The 24,230-nt window shown below is 64.6% G+C and carries 25 protein-coding genes and 2 pseudogenes; 14 read left to right on the forward strand and 13 right to left on the reverse strand.

All coding sequences use genetic code 11. The features are described from left to right. Nucleotides 1–40: 40 nt before the first annotated feature. The 3 genes from G6N54_RS13385 to G6N54_RS13395 all read left to right on the forward strand — a co-directional run bounded on the left by G6N54_RS13385 (nt 41) and on the right by G6N54_RS13395 (nt 3,091). Entirely contained in the window at nt 41–655 is a 615-nt protein-coding gene (locus tag G6N54_RS13385; protein WP_163794722.1) for a cutinase family protein, read from the forward strand. 84 nt (nt 656–739) lie between these two features. After that, entirely contained in the window at nt 740–1,390 is a 651-nt protein-coding gene (locus tag G6N54_RS13390) for a cutinase family protein (protein ID WP_163790561.1), read from the forward strand. Nucleotides 1,391–1,459: 69 nt separating this feature from the next. Beyond that, nucleotides 1,460–3,091, forward strand: coding sequence for a purine-cytosine permease family protein (locus tag G6N54_RS13395; RefSeq protein WP_163794723.1), 1,632 nt, complete (start codon nt 1,460–1,462; stop codon nt 3,089–3,091). Here the strand turns inward: G6N54_RS13395 and truA are convergent. The 8 genes from truA to infA form a co-directional block, all read right to left on the reverse strand. Continuing rightward, on the reverse strand, nt 3,088–3,948 hold the full coding sequence (gene truA, locus G6N54_RS13400; RefSeq protein ID WP_163790562.1) for a tRNA pseudouridine(38-40) synthase TruA: 861 nt from the start codon (nt 3,946–3,948) through the stop codon (nt 3,088–3,090). The two genes, G6N54_RS13395 and truA, sit on opposite strands and share 4 nt — an antisense overlap. Further along, a complete protein-coding gene (gene rplQ, locus G6N54_RS13405) occupies nt 3,926–4,525 on the reverse strand; it encodes a 50S ribosomal protein L17 (protein WP_163790563.1) in 600 nt (199 codons plus the stop codon). Before rplQ ends, truA begins: the two co-directional genes overlap by 23 nt. Nucleotides 4,526–4,642: 117 nt before the next feature. Continuing rightward, on the reverse strand, nt 4,643–5,686 hold the full coding sequence (locus G6N54_RS13410) for a DNA-directed RNA polymerase subunit alpha (RefSeq protein ID WP_163790564.1): 1,044 nt from the start codon (nt 5,684–5,686) through the stop codon (nt 4,643–4,645). 78 nt (nt 5,687–5,764) lie between these two features. Further along, complete coding sequence (gene rpsD / locus G6N54_RS13415) at nt 5,765–6,370, reverse strand: 30S ribosomal protein S4 (RefSeq protein WP_163790565.1); 606 nt, start codon at nt 6,368–6,370, stop codon at nt 5,765–5,767. 10 nt (nt 6,371–6,380) lie between these two features. Further along, on the reverse strand, nt 6,381–6,800 hold the full coding sequence (gene rpsK / locus G6N54_RS13420) for a 30S ribosomal protein S11 (protein ID WP_090600535.1): 420 nt from the start codon (nt 6,798–6,800) through the stop codon (nt 6,381–6,383). A gap of 3 nt (nt 6,801–6,803) precedes the next feature. Beyond that, nucleotides 6,804–7,178 carry a 30S ribosomal protein S13 gene (gene rpsM / locus G6N54_RS13425; protein WP_163790566.1) on the reverse strand — a complete coding sequence of 125 codons (375 nt, stop codon included), beginning with the start codon at nt 7,176–7,178 and terminating at the stop codon, nt 6,804–6,806. 182 nt (nt 7,179–7,360) lie between these two features. Further along, the gene (gene rpmJ / locus G6N54_RS13430; protein ID WP_003879483.1) at nt 7,361–7,474 is read right to left on the reverse strand and encodes a 50S ribosomal protein L36; all 114 of its coding nucleotides are present in this window, start codon (nt 7,472–7,474) and stop codon (nt 7,361–7,363) included. A 33-nt stretch (nt 7,475–7,507) separates the two neighbouring features. Further along, a complete protein-coding gene (infA, locus tag G6N54_RS13435) occupies nt 7,508–7,729 on the reverse strand; it encodes a translation initiation factor IF-1 (RefSeq protein WP_003418601.1) in 222 nt (73 codons plus the stop codon). 259 nt (nt 7,730–7,988) lie between these two features. Here infA and G6N54_RS13440 point away from each other — a divergent pair, with 259 nt between their 5' ends. The 10 genes and pseudogenes from G6N54_RS13440 to G6N54_RS13485 all read left to right on the forward strand — a co-directional run bounded on the left by G6N54_RS13440 (nt 7,989) and on the right by G6N54_RS13485 (nt 19,730). Continuing rightward, on the forward strand, nt 7,989–9,680 hold the full coding sequence (locus G6N54_RS13440; protein WP_163790567.1) for an FAD-dependent oxidoreductase: 1,692 nt from the start codon (nt 7,989–7,991) through the stop codon (nt 9,678–9,680). A gap of 14 nt (nt 9,681–9,694) precedes the next feature. Then, nucleotides 9,695–11,236 (forward strand): annotated as a pseudogene (locus G6N54_RS13445) (ATP-binding protein). Between the two features lie 28 nt (nt 11,237–11,264). Continuing rightward, nucleotides 11,265–12,116 (forward strand): LLM class F420-dependent oxidoreductase, encoded by an 852-nt coding sequence (locus tag G6N54_RS13450; RefSeq protein WP_163790568.1) that lies wholly within the window; start codon nt 11,265–11,267, stop codon nt 12,114–12,116. A gap of 22 nt (nt 12,117–12,138) precedes the next feature. Further along, nucleotides 12,139–12,993 (forward strand): annotated as a pseudogene (locus tag G6N54_RS13455) (LLM class F420-dependent oxidoreductase); the annotation flags it as partial. A gap of 37 nt (nt 12,994–13,030) precedes the next feature. Further along, nucleotides 13,031–14,026, forward strand: a complete 996-nt coding sequence (gene rfbB / locus G6N54_RS13460) for a dTDP-glucose 4,6-dehydratase (RefSeq protein ID WP_163790569.1) — start codon at nt 13,031–13,033, stop codon at nt 14,024–14,026. Then, complete coding sequence (rfbC, locus tag G6N54_RS13465; protein ID WP_163790570.1) at nt 14,026–14,646, forward strand: dTDP-4-dehydrorhamnose 3,5-epimerase; 621 nt, start codon at nt 14,026–14,028, stop codon at nt 14,644–14,646. The genes rfbB and rfbC overlap by 1 nt, the downstream gene beginning before the upstream one ends. A 308-nt stretch (nt 14,647–14,954) precedes the next feature. Beyond that, nucleotides 14,955–16,073: an acyltransferase family protein gene (locus G6N54_RS13470; RefSeq protein ID WP_163790571.1), complete on the forward strand. Its 1,119-nt coding sequence runs from the start codon at nt 14,955–14,957 to the stop codon at nt 16,071–16,073. A gap of 203 nt (nt 16,074–16,276) precedes the next feature. Continuing rightward, nucleotides 16,277–17,416: an acyltransferase family protein gene (locus G6N54_RS13475; protein ID WP_163790572.1), complete on the forward strand. Its 1,140-nt coding sequence runs from the start codon at nt 16,277–16,279 to the stop codon at nt 17,414–17,416. Between the two features lie 57 nt (nt 17,417–17,473). After that, nucleotides 17,474–18,550, forward strand: coding sequence for an acyltransferase family protein (locus G6N54_RS13480; RefSeq protein ID WP_163790573.1), 1,077 nt, complete (start codon nt 17,474–17,476; stop codon nt 18,548–18,550). Between the two features lie 106 nt (nt 18,551–18,656). Further along, nucleotides 18,657–19,730, forward strand: coding sequence for an acyltransferase family protein (locus G6N54_RS13485; RefSeq protein WP_163790574.1), 1,074 nt, complete (start codon nt 18,657–18,659; stop codon nt 19,728–19,730). Here G6N54_RS13485 and G6N54_RS13490 read toward each other — a convergent pair. Genes G6N54_RS13490 through G6N54_RS13500 form a run of 3 tightly spaced genes read right to left on the reverse strand, consistent with a single transcriptional unit; the run spans nt 19,681 to nt 21,470 of the window. Beyond that, on the reverse strand, nt 19,681–20,088 hold the full coding sequence (locus tag G6N54_RS13490; protein ID WP_163790575.1) for a hypothetical protein: 408 nt from the start codon (nt 20,086–20,088) through the stop codon (nt 19,681–19,683). The genes G6N54_RS13485 and G6N54_RS13490 overlap by 50 nt on opposite strands. Next, nucleotides 20,085–21,014: a metallophosphoesterase family protein gene (locus G6N54_RS13495; RefSeq protein WP_163790576.1), complete on the reverse strand. Its 930-nt coding sequence runs from the start codon at nt 21,012–21,014 to the stop codon at nt 20,085–20,087. Before G6N54_RS13495 ends, G6N54_RS13490 begins: the two co-directional genes overlap by 4 nt. A 45-nt stretch (nt 21,015–21,059) precedes the next feature. Next, a complete protein-coding gene (locus G6N54_RS13500) occupies nt 21,060–21,470 on the reverse strand; it encodes a cupredoxin domain-containing protein (RefSeq protein WP_163790577.1) in 411 nt (136 codons plus the stop codon). Between the two features lie 398 nt (nt 21,471–21,868). Between G6N54_RS13500 and G6N54_RS13505 the strand changes: the two genes are divergently transcribed. Beyond that, the gene (locus G6N54_RS13505; protein WP_163790578.1) at nt 21,869–22,975 is read left to right on the forward strand and encodes an acyltransferase family protein; all 1,107 of its coding nucleotides are present in this window, start codon (nt 21,869–21,871) and stop codon (nt 22,973–22,975) included. On the opposite strand, the gene G6N54_RS13510 is transcribed toward G6N54_RS13505, so the two are convergent. After that, the gene (locus tag G6N54_RS13510; protein ID WP_163790579.1) at nt 22,932–23,627 is read right to left on the reverse strand and encodes a Rieske (2Fe-2S) protein; all 696 of its coding nucleotides are present in this window, start codon (nt 23,625–23,627) and stop codon (nt 22,932–22,934) included. The genes G6N54_RS13505 and G6N54_RS13510 overlap by 44 nt on opposite strands. Then, the gene (locus tag G6N54_RS13515) at nt 23,624–24,175 is read right to left on the reverse strand and encodes an RNA polymerase sigma factor (RefSeq protein WP_163790580.1); all 552 of its coding nucleotides are present in this window, start codon (nt 24,173–24,175) and stop codon (nt 23,624–23,626) included. The genes G6N54_RS13510 and G6N54_RS13515 overlap by 4 nt, the downstream gene beginning before the upstream one ends. Nucleotides 24,176–24,230 lie beyond the last annotated feature (55 nt).

A 24,230-nucleotide genomic window follows, 5' to 3' on the forward strand; every position in this document is an offset into this window, starting at 1 on the left:
TGCCGCGAAAAGGCCACGCGCGCACCGTTATGCAAGCGTTATGGCCGCCGCATTCCTCGCCGCGACCGCAATGCTGTTAGGGTTCCCGCTGGTCCCGCGCGCCTTAGCTGCGTGCCCGGCAGTCGAGGTGGTGTTCGCCCGCGGAACCAACGAGCCACCCGGCGTCGGGAAGGTGGGCGGGGCCTTCATCAGCTCCCTGCGCCAGCAGACCCAGCGAAATGTCGGCGCCTACGGAGTCAACTACCCCGCTAACGACGACTTCCTGGCCGCCACCGACGGCGCCAACGACGCCAGCGCCCACATCCAGCACATGGCCGACAACTGCCCCAGCACCAAGCTGGTGCTGGGCGGTTACTCGCAGGGCGCCGCCGTCATCGACATCGTCACCGCCGCACCGCTTCCCGCGCTCGGCTTTCGCGACCCGCTGCCGTCCGATGCCGCCGATCACGTCGCCGCGGTCGCCCTGTTCGGGAACCCGTCGGGCCGGGCCGGCAATCTGATGACGGCACTCAGCCCGGATTTCGGCGGCAAGATCCTCAACCTGTGCAACCCGGGCGACCCGATTTGCTCCGACGGCAGCTCGTGGCAAGCCCACCTCAGCTACGTGCCCGGATTGACGAATAAGGCCGCACATTTCGTCGCGGCCAAGATCTAGCGACACAAAGATCCGGTCACAACGGGATCGCGGAGTGATCACGGCCGTTCACTAATGCCGGCCGGAAATGCGTACCATCGGCTCATGGGGGTTAGATCGATCGGCAATGCATTGCTCGCGGCGTTCATGAGCATCGGGTCCGCCGTGGCCTTGGCTCCAATGGCCTCGGCGGGGCCGCCGTGCCCGGGAGCGGAAGTGGTGTTCGCCCGGGGCCGTGAGGAACCCCCCGGCGCCGGCCTGGTCGGTGATGCGTTCGCCAACTCGCTGCGGACCAAGACGCAGCTGCCGCTCGGTGTTTACGGGGTCAACTACCCCGCCGACGTCGATCCCGCAAAGGGCGCCAACGACATGAGCAGCCACGTCCAGTACATGGCCAAGCACTGCCCCAACACCCGCGAGGTGCTCGGTGGCTACTCGCTTGGCGCCGTGTCGGCCGACCTGGTGATCGCGGTGACGCAGCCGTCGTTCGGGTTCAAGAACCCGCTGCCGCCGGACATCGATCAACACGTCGCCGCGGTCGCGCTGTTCGGCAATGGCACCCAGCGCGTGGTGGGCCCGGTCCCCGGCTTCAGCCCCGCCTTCGCCGGTAAGACGATCGAGGAGTGCGCACCCGGCGACCCGATCTGCAACGGCAACGGCAACGGCAAGATGGTGTGGGCGTCGCATCTGCAGCCCTCCTACATCGACTCCGGACTGGTGGATCAGGCCGCCGCCTTCGCCGCCGGCAAGCTGTAGCCGTATTCCATAGCCGCACAGGCAGTTGCCAGGCGCTTCAAGTGGCGGGCGCCTTCGCGTCACCGGACAATTCAGTACGTGACTTCCACCGCCGATACATCTCCTGCTGCCCGGGAAACGCTCGAAGACTACACACTGCGGTTTGCACCGCGCAGCTACCGCAGGTGGTCCACGGCGGTGGTAGGGATCTCCGCGCTCGGCGGCATCGCTTACCTGGCCGACTTCGCGATCGGCGCCAACCTCGGCATCACCTACGGCACGGCAAATGCGTTGTGCGGCATCGGAATTTTCGCGCTGGTAATCATCGCGACCGGACTGCCGCTGGCCTATTACGCGGCGCGTTACAACATCGATCTGGATCTGATCACCCGCGGCAGCGGCTTCGGCTATTACGGCTCCGTGGTGACCAACGTGATCTTTGCGACGTTCACGTTCATCTTCTTCGCGCTCGAAGGTTCGATCATGGCCCAAGGCCTCAAACTGGGCTTGGGTATCCCGCTGTGGATCGGCTACGTCTGCTCGACCCTGATCATCTTCCCGCTGGTCATCTACGGCATGAAAGTCCTTTCACAGCTGCAACTTTGGACCACGCCGCTCTGGCTGATCCTGATGGTCGCGCCGTTCATCTATTTGGTCACCAGCCATCCCGAGTCGGTTGGCGAGTTCTTCTCCTACACCGGCCAGCAAGGCCACGGCGGGGTCGACGCCGGCTCGGCGCTGCTGGCAGCGGGTGTGTGCCTGGCACTGATCGCCCAGATCGCGGAGCAGATCGACTATCTACGGTTCATGCCGCCGAAGACCCCGCAGAACTCGCGCAGCTGGTGGACTTGGGTGCTGTTGGCGGGTCCCGGTTGGGTGTTGTTCGGCGCGATCAAGCAGATCGTCGGGCTGTTCCTCGCCGTCTATCTGGTCTTCCACTTGGTGGGGTCACTGTCGATCGCGAACCAGCCGGTGCACCAATTCGACCAGATCTATGCGAACTTCATGCCGGATTGGCTGGCGCTGACGCTGGCCGTGATCCTGGTGGTGCTCAGCCAGGTGAAAATCAATGTGACCAACGCGTATTCGGGTTCGCTGGCCTGGACCAACTCGTTCACCCGCGTGACCAAGCACTACCCCGGCCGCGTCGTCTTCCTTGCCGTCAATCTCACGATCGCGCTGATCCTGATGGAAGCCAACATGTTCGACTTCCTCAACACCATCCTGGGTTTCTACGCCAACTGCGGGATGGCGTGGGTGGTAGCGGTGGCCTCCGACATCGTCTTCAACAAGTATCTGCTGAAGCTGTCCCCGAAAAAGCCCGAATTCCGCCGCGGCATGTTGTACGCGATCAACCCGGTGGGCTTCGGCGCGATGCTGCTGGCCGCCGGGCTGTCGATCGCCGCGTTCTTCGGGGGCCTCGGCGAAACACTGCGGCCCTATTCGCCGTTGGTGGCGATCGTCGTCGCGCTGGTGATGCCGCCGATCCTGGCGGTCGTGACCCGCGGCAAGTACTACCTGCGGCGCACGCACGACGGCATCGATCTACCGATGTACGACGAGCACGGCAATCCGGTTGACGACGAGTTGACCTGCCACGCCTGCAATCACGACTTCGAACGCCCCGACATGCTGGCCTGCGTGGCCCACGCCGCGCACATTTGTTCGCTGTGCCTGTCCACCGACAAGCGCGCCGAGCACGTGCTGGACGCCCAGCCCTAGCGGGTGCGCAGATCCCGGGTGATCAGGATGCGCGACGCGAGCTCGTCGTCCGGCGGATAGTCCACGCTCACCAGCGTCAGGCCTTGCGCGGGCGCGGCCGCGAAATCGCTGGATCGTGCTGTCGCATCGAGCAATTCACGACACCAGTCCCGGGTGCGCCGGTGCTCGCCGACGGCCAGCAACGCGCCGACCAGGGAGCGCACCATCTGCCAACAGAACGCGTCGGCACTGACGTGCGCGGTGATCAGGTCGCCATCGCGCGACCAGTCCAGTCGCTGCAGGTCGCGAATCGTGGTGGCGCCCTGGCGATAACGGCAGAAGGCCGCGAAATCGTGCAAGCCCAGCAGATCCTGTGAGGCGTCGCTCATCGCGTCCACGTCCAGGTCGCGCGGCCAGGCGGTGATGTAGCGCGCCTGCTGCGGCTCCACGCCGTAGGCCGCCGTCGACAGCCGGTACTCGTAGTGGCGCCGCAGCGCCGAGAACCGCGCATCGAAACCCGCTGGGGCACGCATGATTCCGAGCACCCGAACATCGGCTGGCAGAAATCGGCCGAGCCGGCGCAGCAGCGGTAGGAATTCCGGATCGCCGTCACGGGGCGAGCGGGCGTAGGCATTCGGCAGGGCGGCGGCGGGCACATCGACATGGGCCACCTGTCCGGTGGCGTGTACTCCCGTGTCGGTGCGCCCGGCCGCCCACAGCCGTACCGGCGTGCGGAAAACAGTCGTCAGCGAATCGTCGATAACGCCGGCGACAGTGCGCTGCCCGGTCTGAGTTGCCCAGCCCGCGAATTCTGTTCCGTCGTAGGCGATATCGAGCCTAAGACGGACGTCTTCGCTACTTGTCGTCTGCCTCGTCACCCTCGTTGGCGGCCTCAGCCTCGGGCTCCGCAGGCGCTTCGGCCTCGGCGGCCGGCTCGGCCGCTTCGGTCGTCGTCTCCTCCGACGCGGCTTCCTCGGCCACGACCTCTTCGGTCGCCACCTCTTCGGCCTCTTCGGCCGGAGCCGCCGCAGCGGCGGGTGCCTCGGTCTTCTTCGAAGCCTTCACCCGACGCGCGCGGTCGGCCTCCGACGTGACGGTCTTTTCCTGCACCAGCTCGATCACGGCCATCGGGGCGTTGTCGCCCTTGCGCGCCTCGACCTTGATGATGCGGGTGTAGCCGCCGTCCCGATCGGCGAAGTGGGGCCCGATCTCCGCGAAAAGGGTGTGCACCACATCCTTGTCTCGGATCTTCTTCATCACCTCTCGGCGATTGTGCAGCGTGCCATTTTTCGCGTGCGTGATCAGCTTCTCCGCGTACGGCCGCAGCGCACGTGCCTTCGGCTCGGTCGTCTTGATCCGACCGTGCTCGAACAGCGACGTGGCCAGGTTGGCCAGTAGAGCCTTCTGGTGCGAAGACGACCCGCCGAGGCGAGGGCCCTTGGTGGGCTTGGGCATTGCACTATCTCCTAATTGGGGCCGACCCCCGTATCAGGTAGGGCCGGGACGGACTCTTGTCAGGCGTGTCCGGTTCCTCAGCGGCCGCTACACGGCCCCATCGTCACCGGACGGCCTTTAGAGCTGTTCGGTTTCGGCGTAGTCCGCGTCGTCGTAAGCACCCTCGGTGGACCAGGTACCGGTGGCGACGTCGTAGCCCGCGACCTCGGACGGGTCGAAGCTCGGCGGGCTGTCCTTGAGCGACAGCCCCAGCTGGTGCAGCTTGACCTTGACCTCGTCGATGGACTTCTGGCCGAAGTTGCGGATGTCGAGCAGGTCGGACTCGGTACGGCTGACCAGCTCGCCGACGGTGTGCACACCCTCGCGCTTGAGGCAGTTGTAGGACCGGACGGTCAAATCCAGGTCATCGATCGGCAGTGCGAACGACGCGATGTGGTCGGCTTCGGCTGGCGACGGCCCGATTTCGATGCCCTCGGCCTCGACGTTGAGTTCGCGTGCCAGGCCGAACAATTCGACCAGGGTCTTGCCCGCCGACGCCAGCGCGTCGCGGGGAGTGATCGAACTCTTGGTCTCGACGTCCAGGATCAGCTTGTCGAAGTCGGTGCGCTGCTCGACACGGGTGGCGTCCACCTTGTAGGTGACCTTGAGCACCGGCGAGTAGATGGAATCGACTGGGATACGGCCGATTTCGGCACCAGAAGCACGGTTCTGCACGGCCGGCACGTAACCACGACCACGCTCGACGACGAGCTCGACCTCAAGCTTGCCCTTGTCGTTCAGCGTCGCGATGTGCATGCCGGGGTTGTGCACCGTCACGCCGGCCGGCGGCACGATGTCACCCGCGGTGACCTCGCCCGGGCCCTGCTTGCGCAGGTACATGGTGACCGGCTCGTCCTCCTCGGAGGACACGACCAGACCCTTGAGGTTCAGGATGATGTCGGTGACATCCTCCTTGACGCCGGGCACGGTGGTGAACTCGTGCAGCACGCCATCGATACGAATGCTGGTGACGGCCGCGCCGGGAATCGACGACAGCAGGGTACGCCGCAGCGAATTGCCAAGGGTGTAGCCGAATCCGGGCTCCAGCGGCTCGATGACGAACTGGGACCGGCTGTCGGTGAGGACATCCTCCGACAGGGTGGGGCGCTGTGAAATCAGCATGGGTGTTTCTTTTCTCCTTCTCGGCACCCGCTATTTGATGCCGCTCAGGTTGCCTGCACCGGTTGGTGCAGCACATCTTTACTTCGAGTAGTACTCGACGATCAGCTGCTCGGTGAGTGGCACGTCGATCTGCGCCCGCTCGGGCAGCTGGTGGATCAGGATGCGCTGACGCTCCCCGACCACCTGCAACCAGCTCGGGATCGGACGGTCGCCCGCCGTCTCCCGCGCGATCTGGAAAGGCACGGTGTTCAGCGACCCGTCCCGCACGTCGATGATGTCGTACTGCGACACCCGGTAACTGGGGACGTTGACGTGCACGCCGTTGACGCTGAAGTGCCCGTGGCTGACCAGCTGGCGGGCCATCCGGCGGGTACGCGCCAGCCCGGCGCGGTACACGACGTTGTCCAGCCGGCTCTCGAGGATCTGCAGCAGGTTCTCACCGGTCTTGCCGGCGTGCCGAGTGGCCTCTTCGTAGTAGCGGCGGAACTGCTTTTCCATCACGCCGTAGGTGAAGCGGGCCTTCTGCTTCTCCTGCATCTGCAGCAGGTATTCGCTTTCCTTGATCCGCGCGCGGCCGTGCTGGCCGGGCGGATAGGGACGCTTCTCGAACGCCTGGTCGCCACCGACGAGGTCGGTGCGCAGCCGGCGCGATTTGCGAGTGATGGGTCCGGTGTAGCGAGCCATGATTCTCCTCCTAGACCCTCCGTCGCTTGGGCGGACGGCAACCGTTGTGCGGCTGGGGGGTGACGTCGGAGATCGCGCCGACCTCCAGGCCTGCGGCCTGCAGCGAACGGATGGCGGTCTCCCGGCCCGAGCCCGGGCCCTTCACGAACACGTCGACCTTGCGCACGCCGTGCTCCTGGGCCTTGCGCGCGGCGTTCTCGGCGGCCAGCTGCGCGGCGAACGGAGTCGATTTCCGCGAGCCTTTGAAACCGACGTGGCCCGACGACGCCCAGGCGATGACATTGCCCTGCGGGTCGGTGATGCTCACGATCGTGTTGTTGAAGGTGCTCTTGATGTGCGCGGCACCGTGCGGGATGTTCTTCTTTTCGCGCTTGCGGGTCTTCTGCCCCTTCTTGGGCGCGGAGGCTGCTGCCTTCTTGGCGGGTGGCATGGGTTACCTGGCCTTCTTCTTGCCGGCGATGGTGCGCTTGGGGCCCTTGCGGGTACGCGCGTTGGTCTTGGTGCGCTGGCCACGCACCGGCAGGCCGCGGCGGTGCCGCAGGCCCTGGTAGCAGCCGATCTCGATCTTGCGGCGGATGTCAGCCTGGACCTCGCGGCGCAGGTCACCCTCGACCTTGAGGTTGGCCTCGATGTAGTCGCGCAGGTGGGTCAGCTGATCGTCGGTGAGGTCCCTGGTGCGCAGATCCCGGTCGATGCCGGTCGCTTCCAAGATCTCGTTGGAGCGGGTTCGGCCGATGCCGAAGATGTACGTCAGCGCGATCTCCATCCGCTTGTCACGCGGCAGATCGACGCCTACTAGTCGAGCCATAGGTGGCGTTTCCTCTTTTTCTATGCGGAGGTCTGTTCCCAGCCCGTTCCCGATCTGATCGGGGCCCGGCCTCCGACCGGGCGTGGTAGGCAACGCTCATCCGTCTTTTTGGCGCTTGACGCGCCGGGCAGCCTAGTGGTGCTGGGAGGTCATCATTTAGTTGTTGTGGGCTGCGGCGAAACCTAGCCCTGGCGCTGCTTGTGACGCGGATCGGAGCAGATCACCATAACCCGCCCATGCCGACGGATCACCCTGCACTTGTCGCAAATCGGCTTCACGCTGGGGTTGACCTTCACGGCTTTTCGATCCTGTTCTCGTCTGTTGGTTGGTTACTTGTACCGGTACACGATGCGGCCCCGGGACAGGTCGTAGGGAGACAACTCCACCACCACCCGATCCTCGGGCAGGATGCGGATGTAGTGCTGCCGCATCTTGCCGCTGATGTGGGCAAGCACCTTGTGACCGTTCTCCAGCTCAATGCGAAACATCGCATTGGGCAGGGGCTCGACCACGCGGCCCTCGACCTCGATGGCGCCGTCCTTCTTGGCCATAACTATTCGTCAAATCCTCGTCGTTTAGTTTCGTTGTCATCTGCGCCAACGACGGCACAGCGTTCACACCGACTTTGGAACGTGAGCCGGTGACAGGAAATTCCTTGGGAACGGACACACAAAAAAAGCCGGCGCGAAACACGCACCGTCGGTCTATGGTACCCGCTTGTACGGCGTGGCCAAAATCCGTGATCGATGCGCTCGCGGGCGGCCACCTCGACCGACCACACAGCGCCTGACAAGCGCATACTTGACCCCAATGATAAGCCCGACAAATCCCGCGCATTCCCTTGATGGCACCGCGCAGTCACGCAAACCGGTGATATTGACCGTCGACGACGATCCCGCTGTATCGCGCGCTGTGGCCCGGGACCTCCGGCGCAAATACGGCGAGGATCACCGCATCGTGCGGGCGGAGTCGGGTCCCGAGGCGCTGGAAACCCTCAAGCAGCTCAAACTGCGCGGCGAGACGGTCGCGACGCTCGTCGCCGACTACCGGATGCCGCAGATGACGGGCATCGAGTTCCTCGAGCAGGCGATGGACCTGTACCCGGCGGCTCGACGGATTCTGCTGACCGCGTACGCCGACACCCACGCCGCGATCGACGCCATCAACGTCGTCGACCTCGACCACTACCTGCTCAAGCCGTGGGATCCGCCGGAGCAGAAGCTATACCCCGTCATCGACGCGCTGCTGGAGGCCTGGCGCGCGGCACCCGAACACGCCATTCCGCATACCAAGGTGATCGGGCATCGCTGGTCGGCACGGTCCTGGGAGGTCCGTGACTTCCTGGCCCGCAACGGACTGCACTACAACTGGTTCATGGCCGACGAACCCGTCGGCGAGCAGCTGCTTAAGGCTGCCGGTGAGGACGGACTGCGGCTGCCCGTGGTCATCACCCAGCACGGCGACCCGCTGGTCGAGCCCTCCGACGCCGAACTGGCCGACACGCTGGGCCTGTCCACCCAGCTGTCGCAGGATTTCTACGACCTGATCGTGATCGGCGGCGGGCCCGCGGGCCTGGCCGCGGCCGTGTACGGCGCCTCCGAGGGCCTGCGCACGGTGCTCATCGAAAGCACCGCGACCGGCGGGCAGGCCGGCCAGAGCTCCCGGATCGAGAACTACCTCGGCTTCCCGGACGGGGTGTCGGGCGGCCAGCTGGCCCAGCGGGCCCGCCTGCAGGCCGAGAAGTTCGGCGCCGAGCTGATCACCGCCCGCACGGCCACCGCCCTGGAGATCAACGGGCCCAAACGCACCGTGCGGTTCGCCGACGGCGGTTCGGTCGACGCGCACGCGGTCATCCTGGCCACCGGCGTCTCCTACCGGCAGCTGGACGCGACCGGCTGCACCGAGCTGACCGGCCGCGGCGTCTACTACGGTGCCACCACCTTCGCCTCCGACTGCGACGACGAAGAGATCTACGTGATCGGCGGGGCCAACTCGGCCGGGCAGGCCGCCATGCACCTGTCGAAGACGGCCAAATCGGTGACCATCCTGGTGCGCGCCCCCTCACTGGAGGCGTCGATGTCGTACTACTTGATCCAGCAGATCGAGGCGAACCCCAAGATCACCGTCCGCACCTGCACGGAAGTCGAGTGCGCCACCGGCGACGAGCACCTGGAAAAGCTGACCCTGCTCAACAACCGCACCGGCGAGAGCGAAGACGTCACCTGCGCGCGGATGTTCATCTTCATCGGGGCCGCCCCGCGCACCGACTGGCTGGACGGGGTGCTGGCCCGCGACGACCACGGCTTCATCCTCACCGGCCCGGACCTGCGCAGCGTGTGCGGATGGACGTTGGACCGCCCGCCGCATCATCTGGAAACCAGCGTGCCGGGCGTGTTCGCCACCGGCGACGTCCGCTCCACCTCCGCCAAGCGGGTCGCGGCCGCCGTCGGCGAGGGGTCGATGGCCGTGATGTTGGTCCACCGCTACCTGGCCGAGTCCTAGAAGGGTCGCACGTCATGACCGCCGATACGCCGTGTGAGCCCGACGAGCTACGCAGCCTGTTCCTGTTCGAGGCGCTGACCGACGAACAGCTCGCGGTGTTGTGCAGCAACGGGTGCATCGAGTAGTACCAGCCGGGGCCGATCTGTGTGGAAGGTGAACCGGCGACCTGCTTTTACGTGCTGATCGAGGGCGAGCTGACGATGTCCAAGCTCTCCGGCGGCCAGGACATCGAAACCAACCGGACCTCGCAGCGCGGCGTGTATGCCGGGGCCTGGCGGGCGTTCACAGGCGGGAAGCAGAAGACCTACGACGCGTCGGTCCACGTGACCAAGCCATCGCGATTCTTCGTGATGGACGCACCCATCTTCGCCCAGTTAATGCGCGACCAGTTCCCGATGGCCGTGCACCTGCTCGACGGCATCGCCGTCGGCACCGACCGGACGCGGCGGATCATCGACAACCGCGAGAAGCTACTGGCGCTGGGCCGGCTGTCGGCGGGGCTGACCCATCAGCTCAACAACCCCGCCGCGGCGATCTCGCGGGCCGCGTCGGATCTGCGCGAGCGCGTCGCCAACATGCGCCACAAGCTGGCGATGCTCGCCGACGGCACGATCACGGCGGAGGCGTTGAGCGCTTTGGTGGGGCTGCAGGAGCAGGTCGCCGAGCAGGTCGCCAAGTCGGCGACCCAGCACCTGAGCGCGCTGGAGACTTCCGACCGCGAGGACGCCGTCGGCGACTGACTGGAAGACCACGGCATCGACGGCGGGTGGGACATTGCGCCGACCTTCATCGAAGGCGGCATCGACACCGACTGGCTGGAGCGGATTTCCGCGGCCGCCGACGAGCTCGAGACGGCCTCGCTGGAGCAGGCGATCCGATGGATCAACTACACCATCGAGAGCGAGCTGCTGATGAACCAGATTCTGGAAGCCAGCAAGCGGATTTCGGCGCTGGTCGCCGATGCCAAGCAGTACTCGCAAATGGATCGGGCGCCCTTCCAGGTGGCCAACGTGCACGACTTGCTCTACAGCACCCTGGTGATGTTCGCCGACCGGTTGACCAAGGACCCGGGCAAGGAGACCAGTCAGAACCCCGTGATCACCGTGGTCAAGGACTTCGACAAATCGCTTCCCGAAATCCCTTGCTATCCAGCTGATCTCAACCAGGTTTGGACCAACATCATCGACAACGCGCTCGCCGCGATGCGCGATACGGGCGGCACGCTGACCGTGCGTACCTGCCGCTACAACGACAACATGGCGCGGGTCGAGATCTGTGACACCGGGCCCGGAGTCCCCGCGGATATTCGCGAGCACATCTTCGAGCCGTTCTTCACCACCAAACCATTCGGGGAAGGCACCGGCCTCGGACTCGATCTCGCGTTCAACATCGTCGTCAAGAAGCATCGCGGGGATCTGCGGGTGGAATCGGTGCCCGGCGACACCAGGTTCATCGTGCTGCTGCCGCTCGAGATGCCGCCCGTCGCCGACGTCGCCGCGGTCGATGACGACGACGTGGACGACGACGACGACGTGGACGACGACGACCCGGAATAGCCTCACCTCCGGCCGGGTTGGAGACGGCATGACCGATGCAGCTGCAAGCAAGCCCAATCTTGGCCGGTTCGGAGTGTTCGGACGCGGCGTAACGCCCCAGCAAGCCGAAGAGATCGAGTCGCTCGGCTACGGCGCCGTCTGGGTGGGTGGTTCGCCGCCCGCCGAATTGGCATGGGTGGAGCCCATCCTGGAGGCGACGACCACCTTGCAAGTGGCCACCGGGATCGTGAACATCTGGACCGCGCCGGCCAAGGATGTGGCCGAGTCGTTCCACCGGATCGACAAGGCGTACCCGGACCGCTTCCTGCTCGGGATCGGTGTCGGTCACCGCGAGGTGATCAGCGATTACCGCAAGCCCTACGGCGCGCTGGTGGAGTACCTGGACGCACTCGACGAATACGGCGTGCCGGCCCATCGCCGGGTGGTAGCGGCCCTGGGCCCCCGAGTGCTGGAGCTGTCGGGGCAACGCAGCGCCGGCGCGCATCCGTATCTGACCACTCCGGAGCACACCGCGCACGCGCGTGAGCTGATCGGCGACGCGGCGTTTCTGGCGCCCGAGCACAAGGTGGTGCTGACGACCGACGCGGAGCAGGCGCGCGCCGTCGGACGCCAGGCGCTGGACATCTACTTCAACCTGGTCAACTATCGCAACAATTGGAAGCGGTGGGGCTTCGCCCAAGACGAGGTCGTCCGGCCGGGCAGCGACCGCCTGGTCGACGCGGTGGTGGCCTATGGCACCCTCGATGCGATCGCGGCGCGGCTCAACGAACACCTCGCCGCGGGGGCCGACCACGTGCCCGTGCAGGTCCTGACGAAAGATGAAAACCTGGTCTCGGCGCTGGCTGAACTAGCGGGCCCGTTTGGACTGAACCGCTCGTAACCAACCGCGGAGGGGAACCTCGTTGACTGACGCCGTATCACTGAAGCCTAACCTCGGCCGCTATGGCGCTTGGCTGCCTACCCGCTCGATCACTCCCGAACTGGCCGCCAAGATCGAAGCCCTGGGATATCCGGCCGCGTGGATTGGTGGGTCACCGGACGCTGATCTGGCCTGGGTGGAACCGGCGTTGGCGCAGACGGGCTCGCTGCAGCTGGCCACCGGGATCGTCAACATCTGGACAGCGGCGACAGCACCCGTCGCCGCGTCCTTCAAGCGCATCGAAAGTGCTTATCCTGGAAGGTTTTTGCTGGGCATCGGAGTCGGTCACCCCGAGCACACCCAGGAGTACGTGAAACCCTACGCCGCGCTGGTCGGCTACCTCGACGCCCTCGACGACGCGCTGGTGCCGACCAGCCGGCGGGTGCTTGCCGCTCTCGGCCCCAAGGTACTGGCGCTGTCCGCGGAACGCAGCGCCGGCGCGCATCCCTACCTGACCACGCCGGAACACACGGCCAAGGCGCGCGAGCAGCTCGGCAACTCGGTGTTCCTGGCCCCGGAGCACAAGGTGGTGCTGACCACCGACCGCGACAAAGCGCGCGAGGCCGGCCGTCAGCTCGTCCAGCACTACCTGGGGCTGAGCAACTACGTCAACAACTGGCTGCGCCTGGGGTTCACCGAGGACGACGTGCGCGCGCCCGGCAGCGACAAGCTGATCGACGCGGTGGTGGCATCCGGGACTCCGGAGGCCATCGTGAAGCGCCTCAACGAGCACCTGGACGCGGGCGCCGACCACGTCGCCATCCAGGTGATCGGCGGCTACAACGAGGAGACGCTGCTGCCCTCGCTGACCGAATTGGCCGAGCCGCTTGGGCTAACCCCGCAAGCTGACCGAGACCCTCGGTTAGGGTTTGACCATGCGGCTGCTGGTCACCGGTGGCGCCGGTTTCATCGGCGCGAATTTCGTGCACAGCACCGTGCGCGAGCGTCCCGACGTTTCCGTGACGGTGCTCGACGCCCTGACCTACGCCGGACGGCGTGAGTCGCTGGCCGACGTCGAGGACGCCGTCAGGCTGGTCGAGGGCGACATCTGCGATGCCGAGCTGGTCTCCCAGCTGATCGCCGAGTCCGACGCGGTGGTGCACTTCGCCGCCGAAAGCCACGTCGACAACGCACTCGACAATCCCGAGCCTTTCCTGCACACCAACGTGGTTGGGACGTACACGATCCTGGAAGCGGTCCGGCGGCGCGGGATACGACTGCACCACATCTCGACCGACGAGGTCTACGGCGACCTGGAACTCGACGACCCGCAGCGGTTCACCGAGTCGACTCCCTACAATCCGTCGAGCCCCTATTCGGCCACCAAGGCCGCCGCCGACATGCTGGTCCGGGCGTGGGTGCGCTCGTACGGGGTGCGCGCGACGCTGTCCAACTGCTCCAACAACTACGGCCCGTATCAACACATCGAGAAGTTCATCCCGCGCCAGATCACCAATGTGCTAACCGGCCGGCGGTGCAAGCTGTACGGCGCCGGCGCCAACGTCCGCGACTGGATCCACGTCGACGACCACAACAGCGCGGTCTGGCAGATCCTGGACAAGGGCCAGATCGGGGCGACCTATCTGATCTCCGCCGAGGGTGAACGCGACAACCTGACCGTGCTGCGCACGCTGCTGTCGATGATGGGGCGCGAGCCCGACGACTTCGACCACGTCACCGACCGCGTCGGTCACGACCTGCGCTATGCCATCGATCCGTCCCTCCTGTACGACGAATTGCATTGGGCGCCAAAGCATACCGACTTCGAAGAGGGGTTGCGTGAAACCATTGACTGGTATCGGGCCAACGAATCCTGGTGGCGCCCGCTGAAAGGCGCCTCGGAAGCCCGCTACGAAGAACGAGGTCAGTGATGGAAGTGCGCGAACTCAAAGTCCCCGGCGCCTTTGAGATCACCCCGAAAAAGCACGGTGATTCCCGGGGCATGTTCTTCGAATGGTTCACCGACCATGACTTCCGGGATTTCGCCGGTCACGGGATGGACGTGCGGCAGGCCAATTGCTCAGTATCGTCGGCCGGCGTGCTGCGCGGGCTGCACTTTGCTCAGCTACCGCCCAGTCAGGCCAAGTACGTGACCTGCGTGCGCGGTGCGGTGCTCGACGTGGTGGTCGACATTCGGGTGGGCTCGCCGACGTTCGGCCAGTGGGACTCGGTGCTGCTCGACGATCAGGATCGCCGGACGATTTACATCTCCGAAGGCCTCGGGCATGGTTTCCTTGCACTGCAAGACAATTCGACGGTGATGTACTTGTGCTCGGCGGAATACAGCCCGCAACGCGAACACACCATCTGCGCTACCGACCCGGCCCTGGGCATCGACTGGCCGCTGGTCGACGGCGTCGCCCCGAGTTTGTCCGACCGCGACGCCGTCGCGCCGAGCTTCGACGAAGTTCGCGCGGCCGGCCTGCTGCCCACCTGGGACGAGGTGCAGAAGTTTGCCGCGCAATTGCGCGGCCAGGGCAGTGGGGCTTGAGGCACTCGAGGACGCTGCCGAAAAGAGGAGCTTGAGCGCCGCATAAGCTCCCGCGCTGCCGGACGCATATTACCGTCAGAAGGCTGATCTCGCGCGCGCCCAGAGCTGCTCTTACACAAGGAAATTGGGGGAAAAACTTACGGCCGTGCAATTTGCCGCAACACCTTGGCGGACCTCATAATATATGTTTATGCGGATAATGTATGCTCATCGGGAATTTGTCATATCCGGTGGACTGGTTCTCCTTGTCGGTCCCGTGACGCTAAGGTGACGCCGATGACGACCCGCTTAGATGGCGGAAAGCGCCGATGAAACTTGGGCAGGTGTTCGATCCGCGAAGCAATGCACTGAACGCCTGGCGGTTGGCGCTCGCGGCCGAGGTCATCTTTTGGCACACCTTCTCGATCCGGGGTCACCTCCCCTCGCTGCGGGCCGTTCTTCAGCTCCTGCTGTACGTCGGGGTGGACGGGTTCTTCGCGATTTCGGGGTTCCTCATCACAGCGAGTTGGATGAACAACCCACGCCTGCGCGCATACCTCGCCGCTCGGGCGCTGCGCATCCTGCCCGGCTACTATGTCTGCCTGATCGTGACCGCGTTCGTGTTCGCTCCGCTCAGCGTGGCGATTCAGGGCGGTTCGCCGACCAAGTTGCTGTTGTCCTTCGCTCCCTTCGAGTACGTCTTGAAGAACAGTGCGGTGCTGTGGCTGAAGTTCGACGTCGGTGGCACCCCGCAAGGCATCCCCAACGCAGGCATCTGGAACGCGTCGCTGTGGTCACTCTTCTGGGAAGTCCTGTGCTATCTGGCCGTCGCCGCCATCGGCGTGGCCGGACTCGCCAACCGAAGGTGGGTGTCGCCGGCGATTCTGGTGGTGGCGATCGTCGGGGCACTGCAGATGCCGCCCGTTACCTTCCCCGAGGTGTTTCACCGCCCCGAGGGCAGCACGGCGGTGGTGGCCGTCCTGATGTTTTTGGCGTGCCGCATCGCAATCATGTTCTCGGCCGGGGCGCTGCTGTATCAGTGGCGTGATGTGATTCCCGCCCGCTGGTCGCTGGTCGCGGTGAGCGTGGTCATCGTGCTGCTGGCCGGCCAGCTGCCGGATTACCGGGTGGTCGCGGCCATCCCGCTGGCCTACGCCGTCGTGGTCTCGGCCTCGCTGCTGAAGAGCAGGCGATTGCGATTGCGCACCGACGTGTCCTACGGCATGTACATCTACGCCTATCCGACCCAGCAATTGCTGCTCGTCGTCGGCTGGGAAAGCCTCCCTCCGCTCGTTTTCAGCCTGGCGGTGGCGGTGGCCACCTTGCCCCTGGCCGCGGCGAGCTGGTTCCTGGTCGAGAAGCCGGCGAAGTCGCTGAAGGCGCGGTTGAACCGCAAAACTTCCGACTCCCGGGAGCAGGTCCTGATAGCTCCGGGGAGCAGGCCCTGATAGCCACGCCTCCGGAGGTCCCGGCTGGCGGATAGCACCGCACACTGCTGCTCACGAACCGAAATTGCGGAGGCACCCGCAGCTGGTTTGGCGATCTGCACCTGACCGTATCGCCGCGTCCGCACCCGCCCACCGGCTTTCGGCCGTTACGATGGCGCCTACCAGGAGCGGTGCAGTGGCGGAAGTGGCGGAAGTAGTGCGTGATGAAGCTCGAGCAGGTGTTTGAACCACGGCGAAACACATTGAACCTGTTCCGGCTGGGACTGGCCGCCGAGGTCATGCTGTTCCACTCCTGGCCCATCACGGGGCACATGCCGCCGCACGCGCTGCTCCAGCTGATGTTCGCGGTCGGCGTCGACGGGTTCTTCGCGATCTCGGGATTTCTGATCACCGCCAGTTGGCTCCGCGACCCGCGCGTCCGCGACTATCTCGCCGCCCGCGCCCTGCGTATCCTGCCGGGGCTCTACGTCTGCTTGATCATCACCGCATTCGTGTTCGCCCCGCTCAGCGTCGCGGTTCAGGGTGGGTCGCCCGCAAAACTACTGCAGTCCAGCGCGCCGTTCACGTACGTCTTGAACAACGCGACCCTGATATCCGTGCTTCAGTTCGACGTCGCCGGCACACCGCTGAAGGTCGCGTCCCCTGGAATCTGGAACGCTTCGCTGTGGTCCCTAATCTGGGAAGTCCTGTGTTACATCGCGATCGCTGTTATCGGCGTTGTCGGGCTCGCGAACCGCCGATGGCTCTCGCCGGCGATCTTGGCGCTCGCGGTACTCGGGGCGACACTGCTGCCGCCACTGACCTTCCCCGGGTCGTGGACCATCCCCCAGCTCGCCGTGCGCTCGGCCATCATGTTCTCCGCCGGCGCCCTGATGTATCAGTGGCGCGGGACGATCCCCGCTCGATGGTCACTCGTCGCGGTGAGCGTGGTCATCGTCGTGGCAGCCGCCGTTTCGCTGCCCGATTACCGCGTGGTCGCGGCCCTTCCGCTGGCATACGCCGTCATCGTCTCGGGTGCCCTGATCCGCAAGGAACGCCTGACGCTACGCACGGATCTGTCCTACGGCTACTACATTTACGCATTCCCGACTCAGCAGTTGCTGGTGATTTTCGGGCTCGGATTCCTACATCCGGCGGTGTTCTTTGTCGTTGCGGTCATCGCGACGCTGCCGCTCGCCGCGCTGAGCTGGTTCTGCATAGAGAAGCCCGCGATGAAGCTGAAGTCTCGTCTCAAACGGAAGTGGTCCGCGCCCGGGCGCCGGAAAGCCGACGGCACGCCCGAGGCCACGGCGACCGACCCCGTCACCGGGCAGCCGACCTCGGGAGTTCACGGCGCGGCGTAGGCCGGCTGCCTTTCGGCCCGCTCAGTGCCCGGCGCCAATCGACTACCTTTGGCGTGGGTGAAACTGGCGCAGGTCTTCGATCCGCGAAATAGCGCTCTGAATCTGTTTCGGCTCTTGCTGGCCGCCGAGGTCATGCTGTTCCACTCCTGGCCGGTCACCGGCCGCACCCCGCCGCACGTGCTCCTTCAGCTGCTGTTCTCGGTGGGCGTTGACGGGTTCTTTGCGATCTCGGGATTTCTGATCACCGCGAGCTGGCTCAACGATCCGAAGGTGCGGAACTTCCTCTCCGCTCGAGCGCTGCGCATCCTGCCCGGGCTCTACGTCTGCCTGATCGTCACCGCGTTCGTGTTCGCCCCGCTCAATATGGCGATCACGGGCGGTTCGGCCACGAAGCTGCTGACTTCCTTCGCCCCGATCGAGTTCGTGCTGAAAAACAGTGGGGTGGCGTACATCCAGCATTTCGTGGGCGCAACCCCACGCGGTGTCCCCTTTCCCGAGGGTGGCTGGAACGCTTCGCTGTGGTCGCTGATCTGGGAATTGATGTGCTACCTCACGGTCGCGGGCCTCGGGCTCGCCGGACTGGGCAATCGCCGCTGGATTTCGCCAGTGCTGCTGGAGGTGGCCGCAATTGGCGCGACCTTGGTGCCCCCGCTCACCTTCCCCGGAGTGTGGACGGTTTGGCAGCTCGTGGTGCGAACCGCGATCATGTTCGCGTCGGGGGCGGTGCTGTATCAGTGGCGCGACGTGGTTCCCGCCCGGTGGTGGCTGGTCGCGGTAAGCGCGGTCATCGTCGTCGTGTCGGCCGCCCTGCTGCCCGACTACCGGGTCGTCGCCGCCCTTCCGCTGGCGTACGCGGTCATCGTATCGGCGGCCAAAATTCATATCAAATACCTGAGATTGCGTACGGACTTGTCCTATGGCGTCTACATCTACGCATTCCCGACGCAGCAATTGCTCGCAAGCTGTGGGTTTGCGACACTGAATCCGATAGTTTTCGCTGGACTTTCGACGACGGCCGTCGTGCCGATGGCCGCGCTGAGCTGGTTGCTGGTCGAAAAACCCGCACGGTCATTCAAGTTCCAGCTCAAGCGGAAGTGGTCCGGCTCCGAGCTCGTCGAAGCCGGCCGAACGTGACGGCACCGAGGCCGCAAACCGCGTTGCCAGAACCGGTTTCGTAGGTGCGAAGAAGCGATGAATGCGATTAAATGCAAAGACCGGATAACGCCGGGAGCGGGGACGTATGAAACTCGGGCAGGTATTTGATCCGCGAAGTAATGCGCTGAATGCGTTGCGGCTGGCCATAGCCGCCGAAGTGATCCTCTGGCATTCGTTCGCCGTCACGGGTGGCATCCTGCCGTCCGCGCACGCACGACAATTGCTGTTCGGGGTGGGCGTCGACGGGTTCTTCGCGATCTCGGGCTTCCTGATCACCGCGAGCTGGCTCAACACCCCGAAACTCCGCGATTACGTCGTCGCTCGGGCCCTTCGCATTCTGCCCGGGCTCTACGTCTGCCTGGCGGTGACCGCGTTTGTCATCGCCCCAATCAGCGTGGCGATTCAGGGTGGAGCGGCCGCCAAGCTGCTGCTGTCCGGCGCGCCATTCGAGTACGTGCTGAAAAACAGCGCCGTGGTGGTGCTCCAATTCGATGTCGGTGGAACTCCGACCGGAGTCCCCTTCCCGCACATGTGGAATGGGTCATTGTGGGCGCTTATCTACGAGGTGCTCTGCTATGTCGGTGTTGCGCTTCTCGGATTGGCGGGATTGGCACATCGTCGCTGGACTTCCGCGGTGGTGCTCGTGCTGGCCGTGGCTTTTGCTGCGTGCTTGCCGCCCATGACATTTCCCGGTGTGTGGAGCAACTGGCAGTGCATTGCACGCTTTGCCATCGTGTTTGCCGCCGGTGCCCTCGTGTATCAGTGGAAAGACGCAATTCCCGCGCGATGGTCACTCGTGGCGCTGAGTGTGGTTCTCGTTCTGTTGGCCGGCCTTCTGCCCGACTACCGTCTGGCCGGCGCCATTCCGCTGGCGTGCGCCGTCATCGTTTCCGGCGCGCTCATCCACAACAGGTATTTGAGGTTGCCGACGGATCTGTCCTACGGCGTCTACATTTATGCCTTCCCGATGCAGCAGTTGCTGGTTATCTGCGGGCTCGTCCGTCTGAATCCCTTTGTGTTCGCGATCATTGCGACGATCGCTACCCTGCCGCTGGCGGCGCTGAGCTGGTTCCTGATCGAAAAACCCGCGCAGTCCCTCAAGGCTCGTCTCAGGAGGAAGCGGGCTGGCGTCGAGCTCCCCGAAGCCAGCCGAACCTGACACCGTCGGGGTAACCGGAAAGCGTCCATAGCAGCACGGTCAAGGCCTCGGCTCCCACGCTGATCGCCGCGTACGGCGAGGGATCCCACCCGTGCTCGGTAAAGCCGAAAAGCCCCGAGGTTCGCGACAATGCGAAGGCGAGCAATGAGCCGCCGGCGATCGCGGCCGCGGCCCAGCGCAACCACCACGGGCCGCCGAGCAGGATCAGGACGCCGACGGCGAACGAGATGCTGGCCTGGACCAAAAAGCCCGTGCCGATCGTCGGAATGTGCTGGTAGCCGTGGACATAGAGATAGGCGTGGCTGGCGGCACTGCTGAGCAACGACGCGGCGAAGCCGATCCGGACCAGGATATTCATTGCAGCGTCTGCTCCTTCAAGGCCAAGGCGGTCTCGCCCTTGGTGTAACTGACCTCGCGGATACCCAGCGCGTCGCGCAGCCTTCCGGCCGGCAGCGTGATCGGCTTGGGCGCCGGCCCATCGCCGGGATGAGGCAGCGGGTAGGCGGTCGTCGTTCCGCTGTAGAACGACACGTTGCCTTCGGTCTTGGAAAAGAGTTGGTGCACATGGCCGTTGATGCATGTCACCGAGGCAAACCGGCGCAGGTAGCTGAGCGCCTGAGTGGCGTCGTCGGTGCCCCAGCCCCAGTCCGGATACATCGCGAACAACGGGATGTGGCTGAACACGATGATCGGGGTATCGCTCGACAGGCCCGCGACGTTCTTTTCGACGAACTCCAACTGATCGACACCCAGATGCCCGAGCTTGCGCAGGTTCAGCGTGTTGACCAATGCGATCACGTGGATGCCTGCGATGTCGAAGCTGTACCACCCGTCACCCATCGATCCGGCGCCGAACACCTTGCGGTATTTCTGCCCCGCGTCGTCGACCGAATCGTGCTCCCCCGGCACGGTGAACACGTGCGGCGTTTTCAGCCCGCTCGTCATCTGCTTCACCTGGTCGAACTGCTCGGGGGTGGACAAGTGGGTGAGATCGCCGGTGTGAATGACGAAATCCGGTGTGTAACCAAGGTTGTTGATCTGATCGATCGCATGCCCGAACGAGGCGGACACGTCCGGGTTCGGCGTGCCGGTGAAGCCGATGTGGCTGTCGCTGACCTGGGCGAAGCGCAGGGCGGGCTTGAGTTTTGCGCGATCGGACGCGGCGGCCCCGGCGACATGTGAGATCACCTCGCCGCTGGCTACCGCGAAGCCGACCGCCGCTCCGAACCATGCTCCGTGCCGGAGCAGCTGGCGGCGATTCATCATGCGGGGATCATTATTCATGGCGCCACTCCTCGTCGCTGCGCTCTGCATCGTCGCCGGCGCGCGTTATGGTGTCACCACCACGGTGCCGTGCATCATCGGGTGAATCGAGCAGACGTAGTCGAAAGTTCCTGCGGTGGAGAAGGTGTGGGTGAAGCTGGCTCCCGTCGCCATGCCGGGTGAATGAAAGGAGCCGTCAGTAGCGGCCACGGTGTGGGGCTCTTCGTCGCGATTGATCCAGGTGACCGCGGTACCCGCGCGAACCGTCAGCGTCGCGGGCGCGAACGCGAAGCCGTCGATGGCGACCTGGTTACCGCTCGCCGGTATCGAGGGTGCGGTCATCGACGGCGTCGCACCGGAATCCGGCCCCATAGTGACCGCGGCGTGCGCATCAGGGCGCGACGCGGAGCATCCGGCGATCAAGAGCACGCCCGTCGCAAGCATAGCCGGATGTTTTCGGAACAGGGCAATAGGCATTATGAACTCCCAGGGCTGCGGAACTGTCGCCAACAGATAGGAAGGGTGGTTACACTGTTAGGCCGGTTGTTCCGGTTGTGGCAGGGCGAGCACTTCGATAGCCACGTTTGGGCTCGCCTACCATCAATGCAGGCAACGCCTCTGGGGAATCGGCAGTTGATCCTCGGGGTCTGGATCGTATACGCTTAACGGATCGTATACGATCCACGATCGGACGCCGACAGCTCATCCGGCGGGGGGCGACGGATATAGGCGGGGTATATGGCGCGGGGTCAAGTTCTCGATGTCCGAATTGATGTACTGAATACGGGGTGTGGGTTTACGGCGCTCAATCCGAGAGTGGTTGCTAACGGCACAGACGGAATAGCACCAAGAGCCGAAACGGCTGGTGCCGGCAAATGAAGCTCGCGCAGATATTCGATCCAAAAAACAATGCGTTGAACGCATGGCGGCTGATACTGGCCACCGAAGTCATCGTCTGGCACTCCTTCGGCGTCACAGGTAGTGACGTGGCGTCGGCGCCGGTACGGCGAATGATGTTCACATTGGGCGTAGACGGGTTCTTTGTGATCTCAGGCTTTCTCATCACCGCAAGCTGGCTCAACCATCCACGACTCCGTGACTATCTCATAGCTCGGGCTTTGCGCATCCTTCCGGGCTTCTACGTCTGTCTTATTGTCGTCGCCTTCGTATTCGCGCCGATTGGTGTCGCTATTCAAGGGGGATCAGCCGCACAGCTGCTATCGTCCGGGGCGCCATTCGAGTTCGTGGTGGAAAACAGCGCGGTCGCGATATTGGACCACGGTGTCGGCGGAACGCCGACCGGCATCCCTATTTCGGGTCTGTGGGACGGGCCTCTGTGGACCCTCTTCTTCGAACTGCTGTGCTACATCGGAGTTGCAGTTCTCGGAGTAGCGGGACTGGCTCGTCGCCGATGGACTTCCGTGACGGTATTGGCACTGGCAATGCTATTGGCCGCAGGTAATCCAACCATGACACCCACCGGGACTTGGAACATGGCACAGTGCATTGCGCGCTTCACCATCATGTTTGCGGCAGGCGCTGTCATGTACCAGTGGAAAGACGTGATTCCTGCGCGATGGTCACTCGTCGCAGTAAGTGGGGTTATCGTTCTCGCGGCCAGCCTACTACCCGATTATCGTTTCATCGGCGCAATTCCACTGGCATATGCCATCATCGTTTCCGGCGCTCTCGTCCGCAATAAGTACGTGAGGTTGCCGACCGATCTATCCTATGGCTTCTACATTTATGGCTTCCCGGTTCAGCAGTTGCTGGTGATCTCGGGGCTGGTCGGTCTCAATCCCTTCCTGTTCACGATCATTGCGATGATTGCTACCCTTCCGCTGGCCGCACTGAGCTGGTTCGTAGTCGAAAAGCCCGCAATGTCCCTGAAATCTCGACTCAAAGAGAAGTGGGCTGCCGCCGAGCCGGCCGAACCACTTAGCCGGACCGTTCGGGATTCGGCGGAGCGAACACCTCGATGACTCCGTTCGCCTCACGAACCATCAACTTGGGCAATGGATTTGGCGCGATTGGCAGTTGATGAGTGATGACTTCTCCGGCAGGGGAGAACGAGGTCGAATGGCACGGGCAGCGCAAACGGCCGTCGGGTGCGTCGAACCACAACCGGCATCCCTGATGTGTGCACACCCCGGATACGGCCTGCGCCTTGCCATCGACGCGGCGGACGAATCCGCTGACGGACCCGAGGTCAAACGCGTGCATGCGCGCGTCGGGCACGTCCGCACTGGCCGCGACGCGCTGCCAGGTTCCATCCTTGGGCTCTAGCTCTGCAGCGACGACGGGGCCTTCGGTGACATTCCCCGTCACTGCTCGATCGACGGAGACCGCGGTGACCGCTGCGGCCGCCGCGGCGGATGTTCCGACGATCACTTGACGCCGGGTCGTATTCGGTTTCGGCTCCGGTTGCGCTGGCGCACCGGACATTTGTTCGGCCAGTCGCCGGTGCAGATCGTCAAGGAATTGCGGTCGCGGGGCGTCGTCACCCTGACCGGCCGCGCGCAGCTCGATCGCCATGCGGATCTGCGCAGCCTCGAAGTCGTCCGGCGCGAACGGTTTTGGCCGGCGTCCCCGCAGCAGATCGTCGACGTAGCGGCGCAACCCTCGCGCGTTCATGGCTGGCCCCCATCGTTGACCTGCGCCGCCAGCCGCAGCGCCCGATGTTGGAGCACCTTGGCATTGGCGACGCTGATTCCGAGTTTCGCGGCGGATTCCTTGATCGAATTACCTTGCAGGAAACGCAATTCCAGAATATGGCGATAGCGGTCCGGCAGGTTGCCGAGAACCTGGGCGACGCGCGCCGGCGCAGTGCTGATCGCTTCCTCGCTCTCGGGTGGCTGCTCGATGTCCGCCTCGATCGAGGTTATCTCCCGCCCTAGGGTCTCGCGCCAGTGCGCGGCCAGCACGGTTCGCGCCGTGGCGCGCAGGTAGGCACGCACCTCGGCGACGCTCGCGGTCAGCCGTAGCGGCCGCAGCGCGGCGAGGAACACCTCCGCGGTGAGGTCCTCGGCGTCGGCCCGGTTGCCGACGCGGGCAACCAACGTCCGGTACACCCAGGTCGCGTTGTCCTGGTAAACGGCTTCCCAGTCCGGGTAGCCCTGAAAGCCTTGGTCGGGTACCGCGCGCAGGGGACGCGGGCCCGCGGGTTCGTTAGGTGACGTCACGTGCCTCCTCCCCGATGAATAGCAGCGGCGGTTACACCCGGGCCGGAGCGCGGTC

The organism is Mycobacterium stomatepiae (genome assembly GCF_010731715.1).
GTDB lineage: Bacteria > Actinomycetota > Actinomycetes > Mycobacteriales > Mycobacteriaceae > Mycobacterium > Mycobacterium stomatepiae.

What these genes read in the sequence shown, in the direction of transcription:
- G6N54_RS13510 (WP_163790579.1), bottom strand. Translation starts at nt 23,627, where the DNA reads ATGAACGCGCGAGGGTTGCGCCGCTACGTCGACGATCTGCTGCGGGGA.
- rpsM (WP_163790566.1), bottom strand. Translation starts at nt 7,178, where the DNA reads ATGGCTCGACTAGTAGGCGTCGATCTGCCGCGTGACAAGCGGATGGAG.
- G6N54_RS13490 (WP_163790575.1), bottom strand. Translation starts at nt 20,088, where the DNA reads ATGAATATCCTGGTCCGGATCGGCTTCGCCGCGTCGTTGCTCAGCAGT.
- rplQ (WP_163790563.1), bottom strand. Translation starts at nt 4,525, where the DNA reads ATGCCCAAGCCCACCAAGGGCCCTCGCCTCGGCGGGTCGTCTTCGCAC.
- G6N54_RS13470 (WP_163790571.1), top strand. Translation starts at nt 14,955, where the DNA reads ATGAAACTTGGGCAGGTGTTCGATCCGCGAAGCAATGCACTGAACGCC.
- G6N54_RS13385 (WP_163794722.1), top strand. Translation starts at nt 41, where the DNA reads ATGGCCGCCGCATTCCTCGCCGCGACCGCAATGCTGTTAGGGTTCCCG.
- G6N54_RS13390 (WP_163790561.1), top strand. Translation starts at nt 740, where the DNA reads ATGGGGGTTAGATCGATCGGCAATGCATTGCTCGCGGCGTTCATGAGC.
- G6N54_RS13505 (WP_163790578.1), top strand. Translation starts at nt 21,869, where the DNA reads ATGAAGCTCGCGCAGATATTCGATCCAAAAAACAATGCGTTGAACGCA.
- rfbB (WP_163790569.1), top strand. Translation starts at nt 13,031, where the DNA reads ATGCGGCTGCTGGTCACCGGTGGCGCCGGTTTCATCGGCGCGAATTTC.
- rpsK (WP_090600535.1), bottom strand. Translation starts at nt 6,800, where the DNA reads ATGCCACCCGCCAAGAAGGCAGCAGCCTCCGCGCCCAAGAAGGGGCAG.
- rfbC (WP_163790570.1), top strand. Translation starts at nt 14,026, where the DNA reads ATGGAAGTGCGCGAACTCAAAGTCCCCGGCGCCTTTGAGATCACCCCG.
- G6N54_RS13475 (WP_163790572.1), top strand. Translation starts at nt 16,277, where the DNA reads ATGAAGCTCGAGCAGGTGTTTGAACCACGGCGAAACACATTGAACCTG.
- infA (WP_003418601.1), bottom strand. Translation starts at nt 7,729, where the DNA reads ATGGCCAAGAAGGACGGCGCCATCGAGGTCGAGGGCCGCGTGGTCGAG.
- G6N54_RS13410 (WP_163790564.1), bottom strand. Translation starts at nt 5,686, where the DNA reads ATGCTGATTTCACAGCGCCCCACCCTGTCGGAGGATGTCCTCACCGAC.
- rpsD (WP_163790565.1), bottom strand. Translation starts at nt 6,370, where the DNA reads ATGGCTCGCTACACCGGACCCATCACTCGCAAATCGCGCCGGCTGCGC.
- G6N54_RS13440 (WP_163790567.1), top strand. Translation starts at nt 7,989, where the DNA reads ATGATAAGCCCGACAAATCCCGCGCATTCCCTTGATGGCACCGCGCAG.
- G6N54_RS13500 (WP_163790577.1), bottom strand. Translation starts at nt 21,470, where the DNA reads ATGCCTATTGCCCTGTTCCGAAAACATCCGGCTATGCTTGCGACGGGC.
- G6N54_RS13450 (WP_163790568.1), top strand. Translation starts at nt 11,265, where the DNA reads ATGACCGATGCAGCTGCAAGCAAGCCCAATCTTGGCCGGTTCGGAGTG.
- G6N54_RS13495 (WP_163790576.1), bottom strand. Translation starts at nt 21,014, where the DNA reads ATGAATAATGATCCCCGCATGATGAATCGCCGCCAGCTGCTCCGGCAC.
- G6N54_RS13485 (WP_163790574.1), top strand. Translation starts at nt 18,657, where the DNA reads ATGAAACTCGGGCAGGTATTTGATCCGCGAAGTAATGCGCTGAATGCG.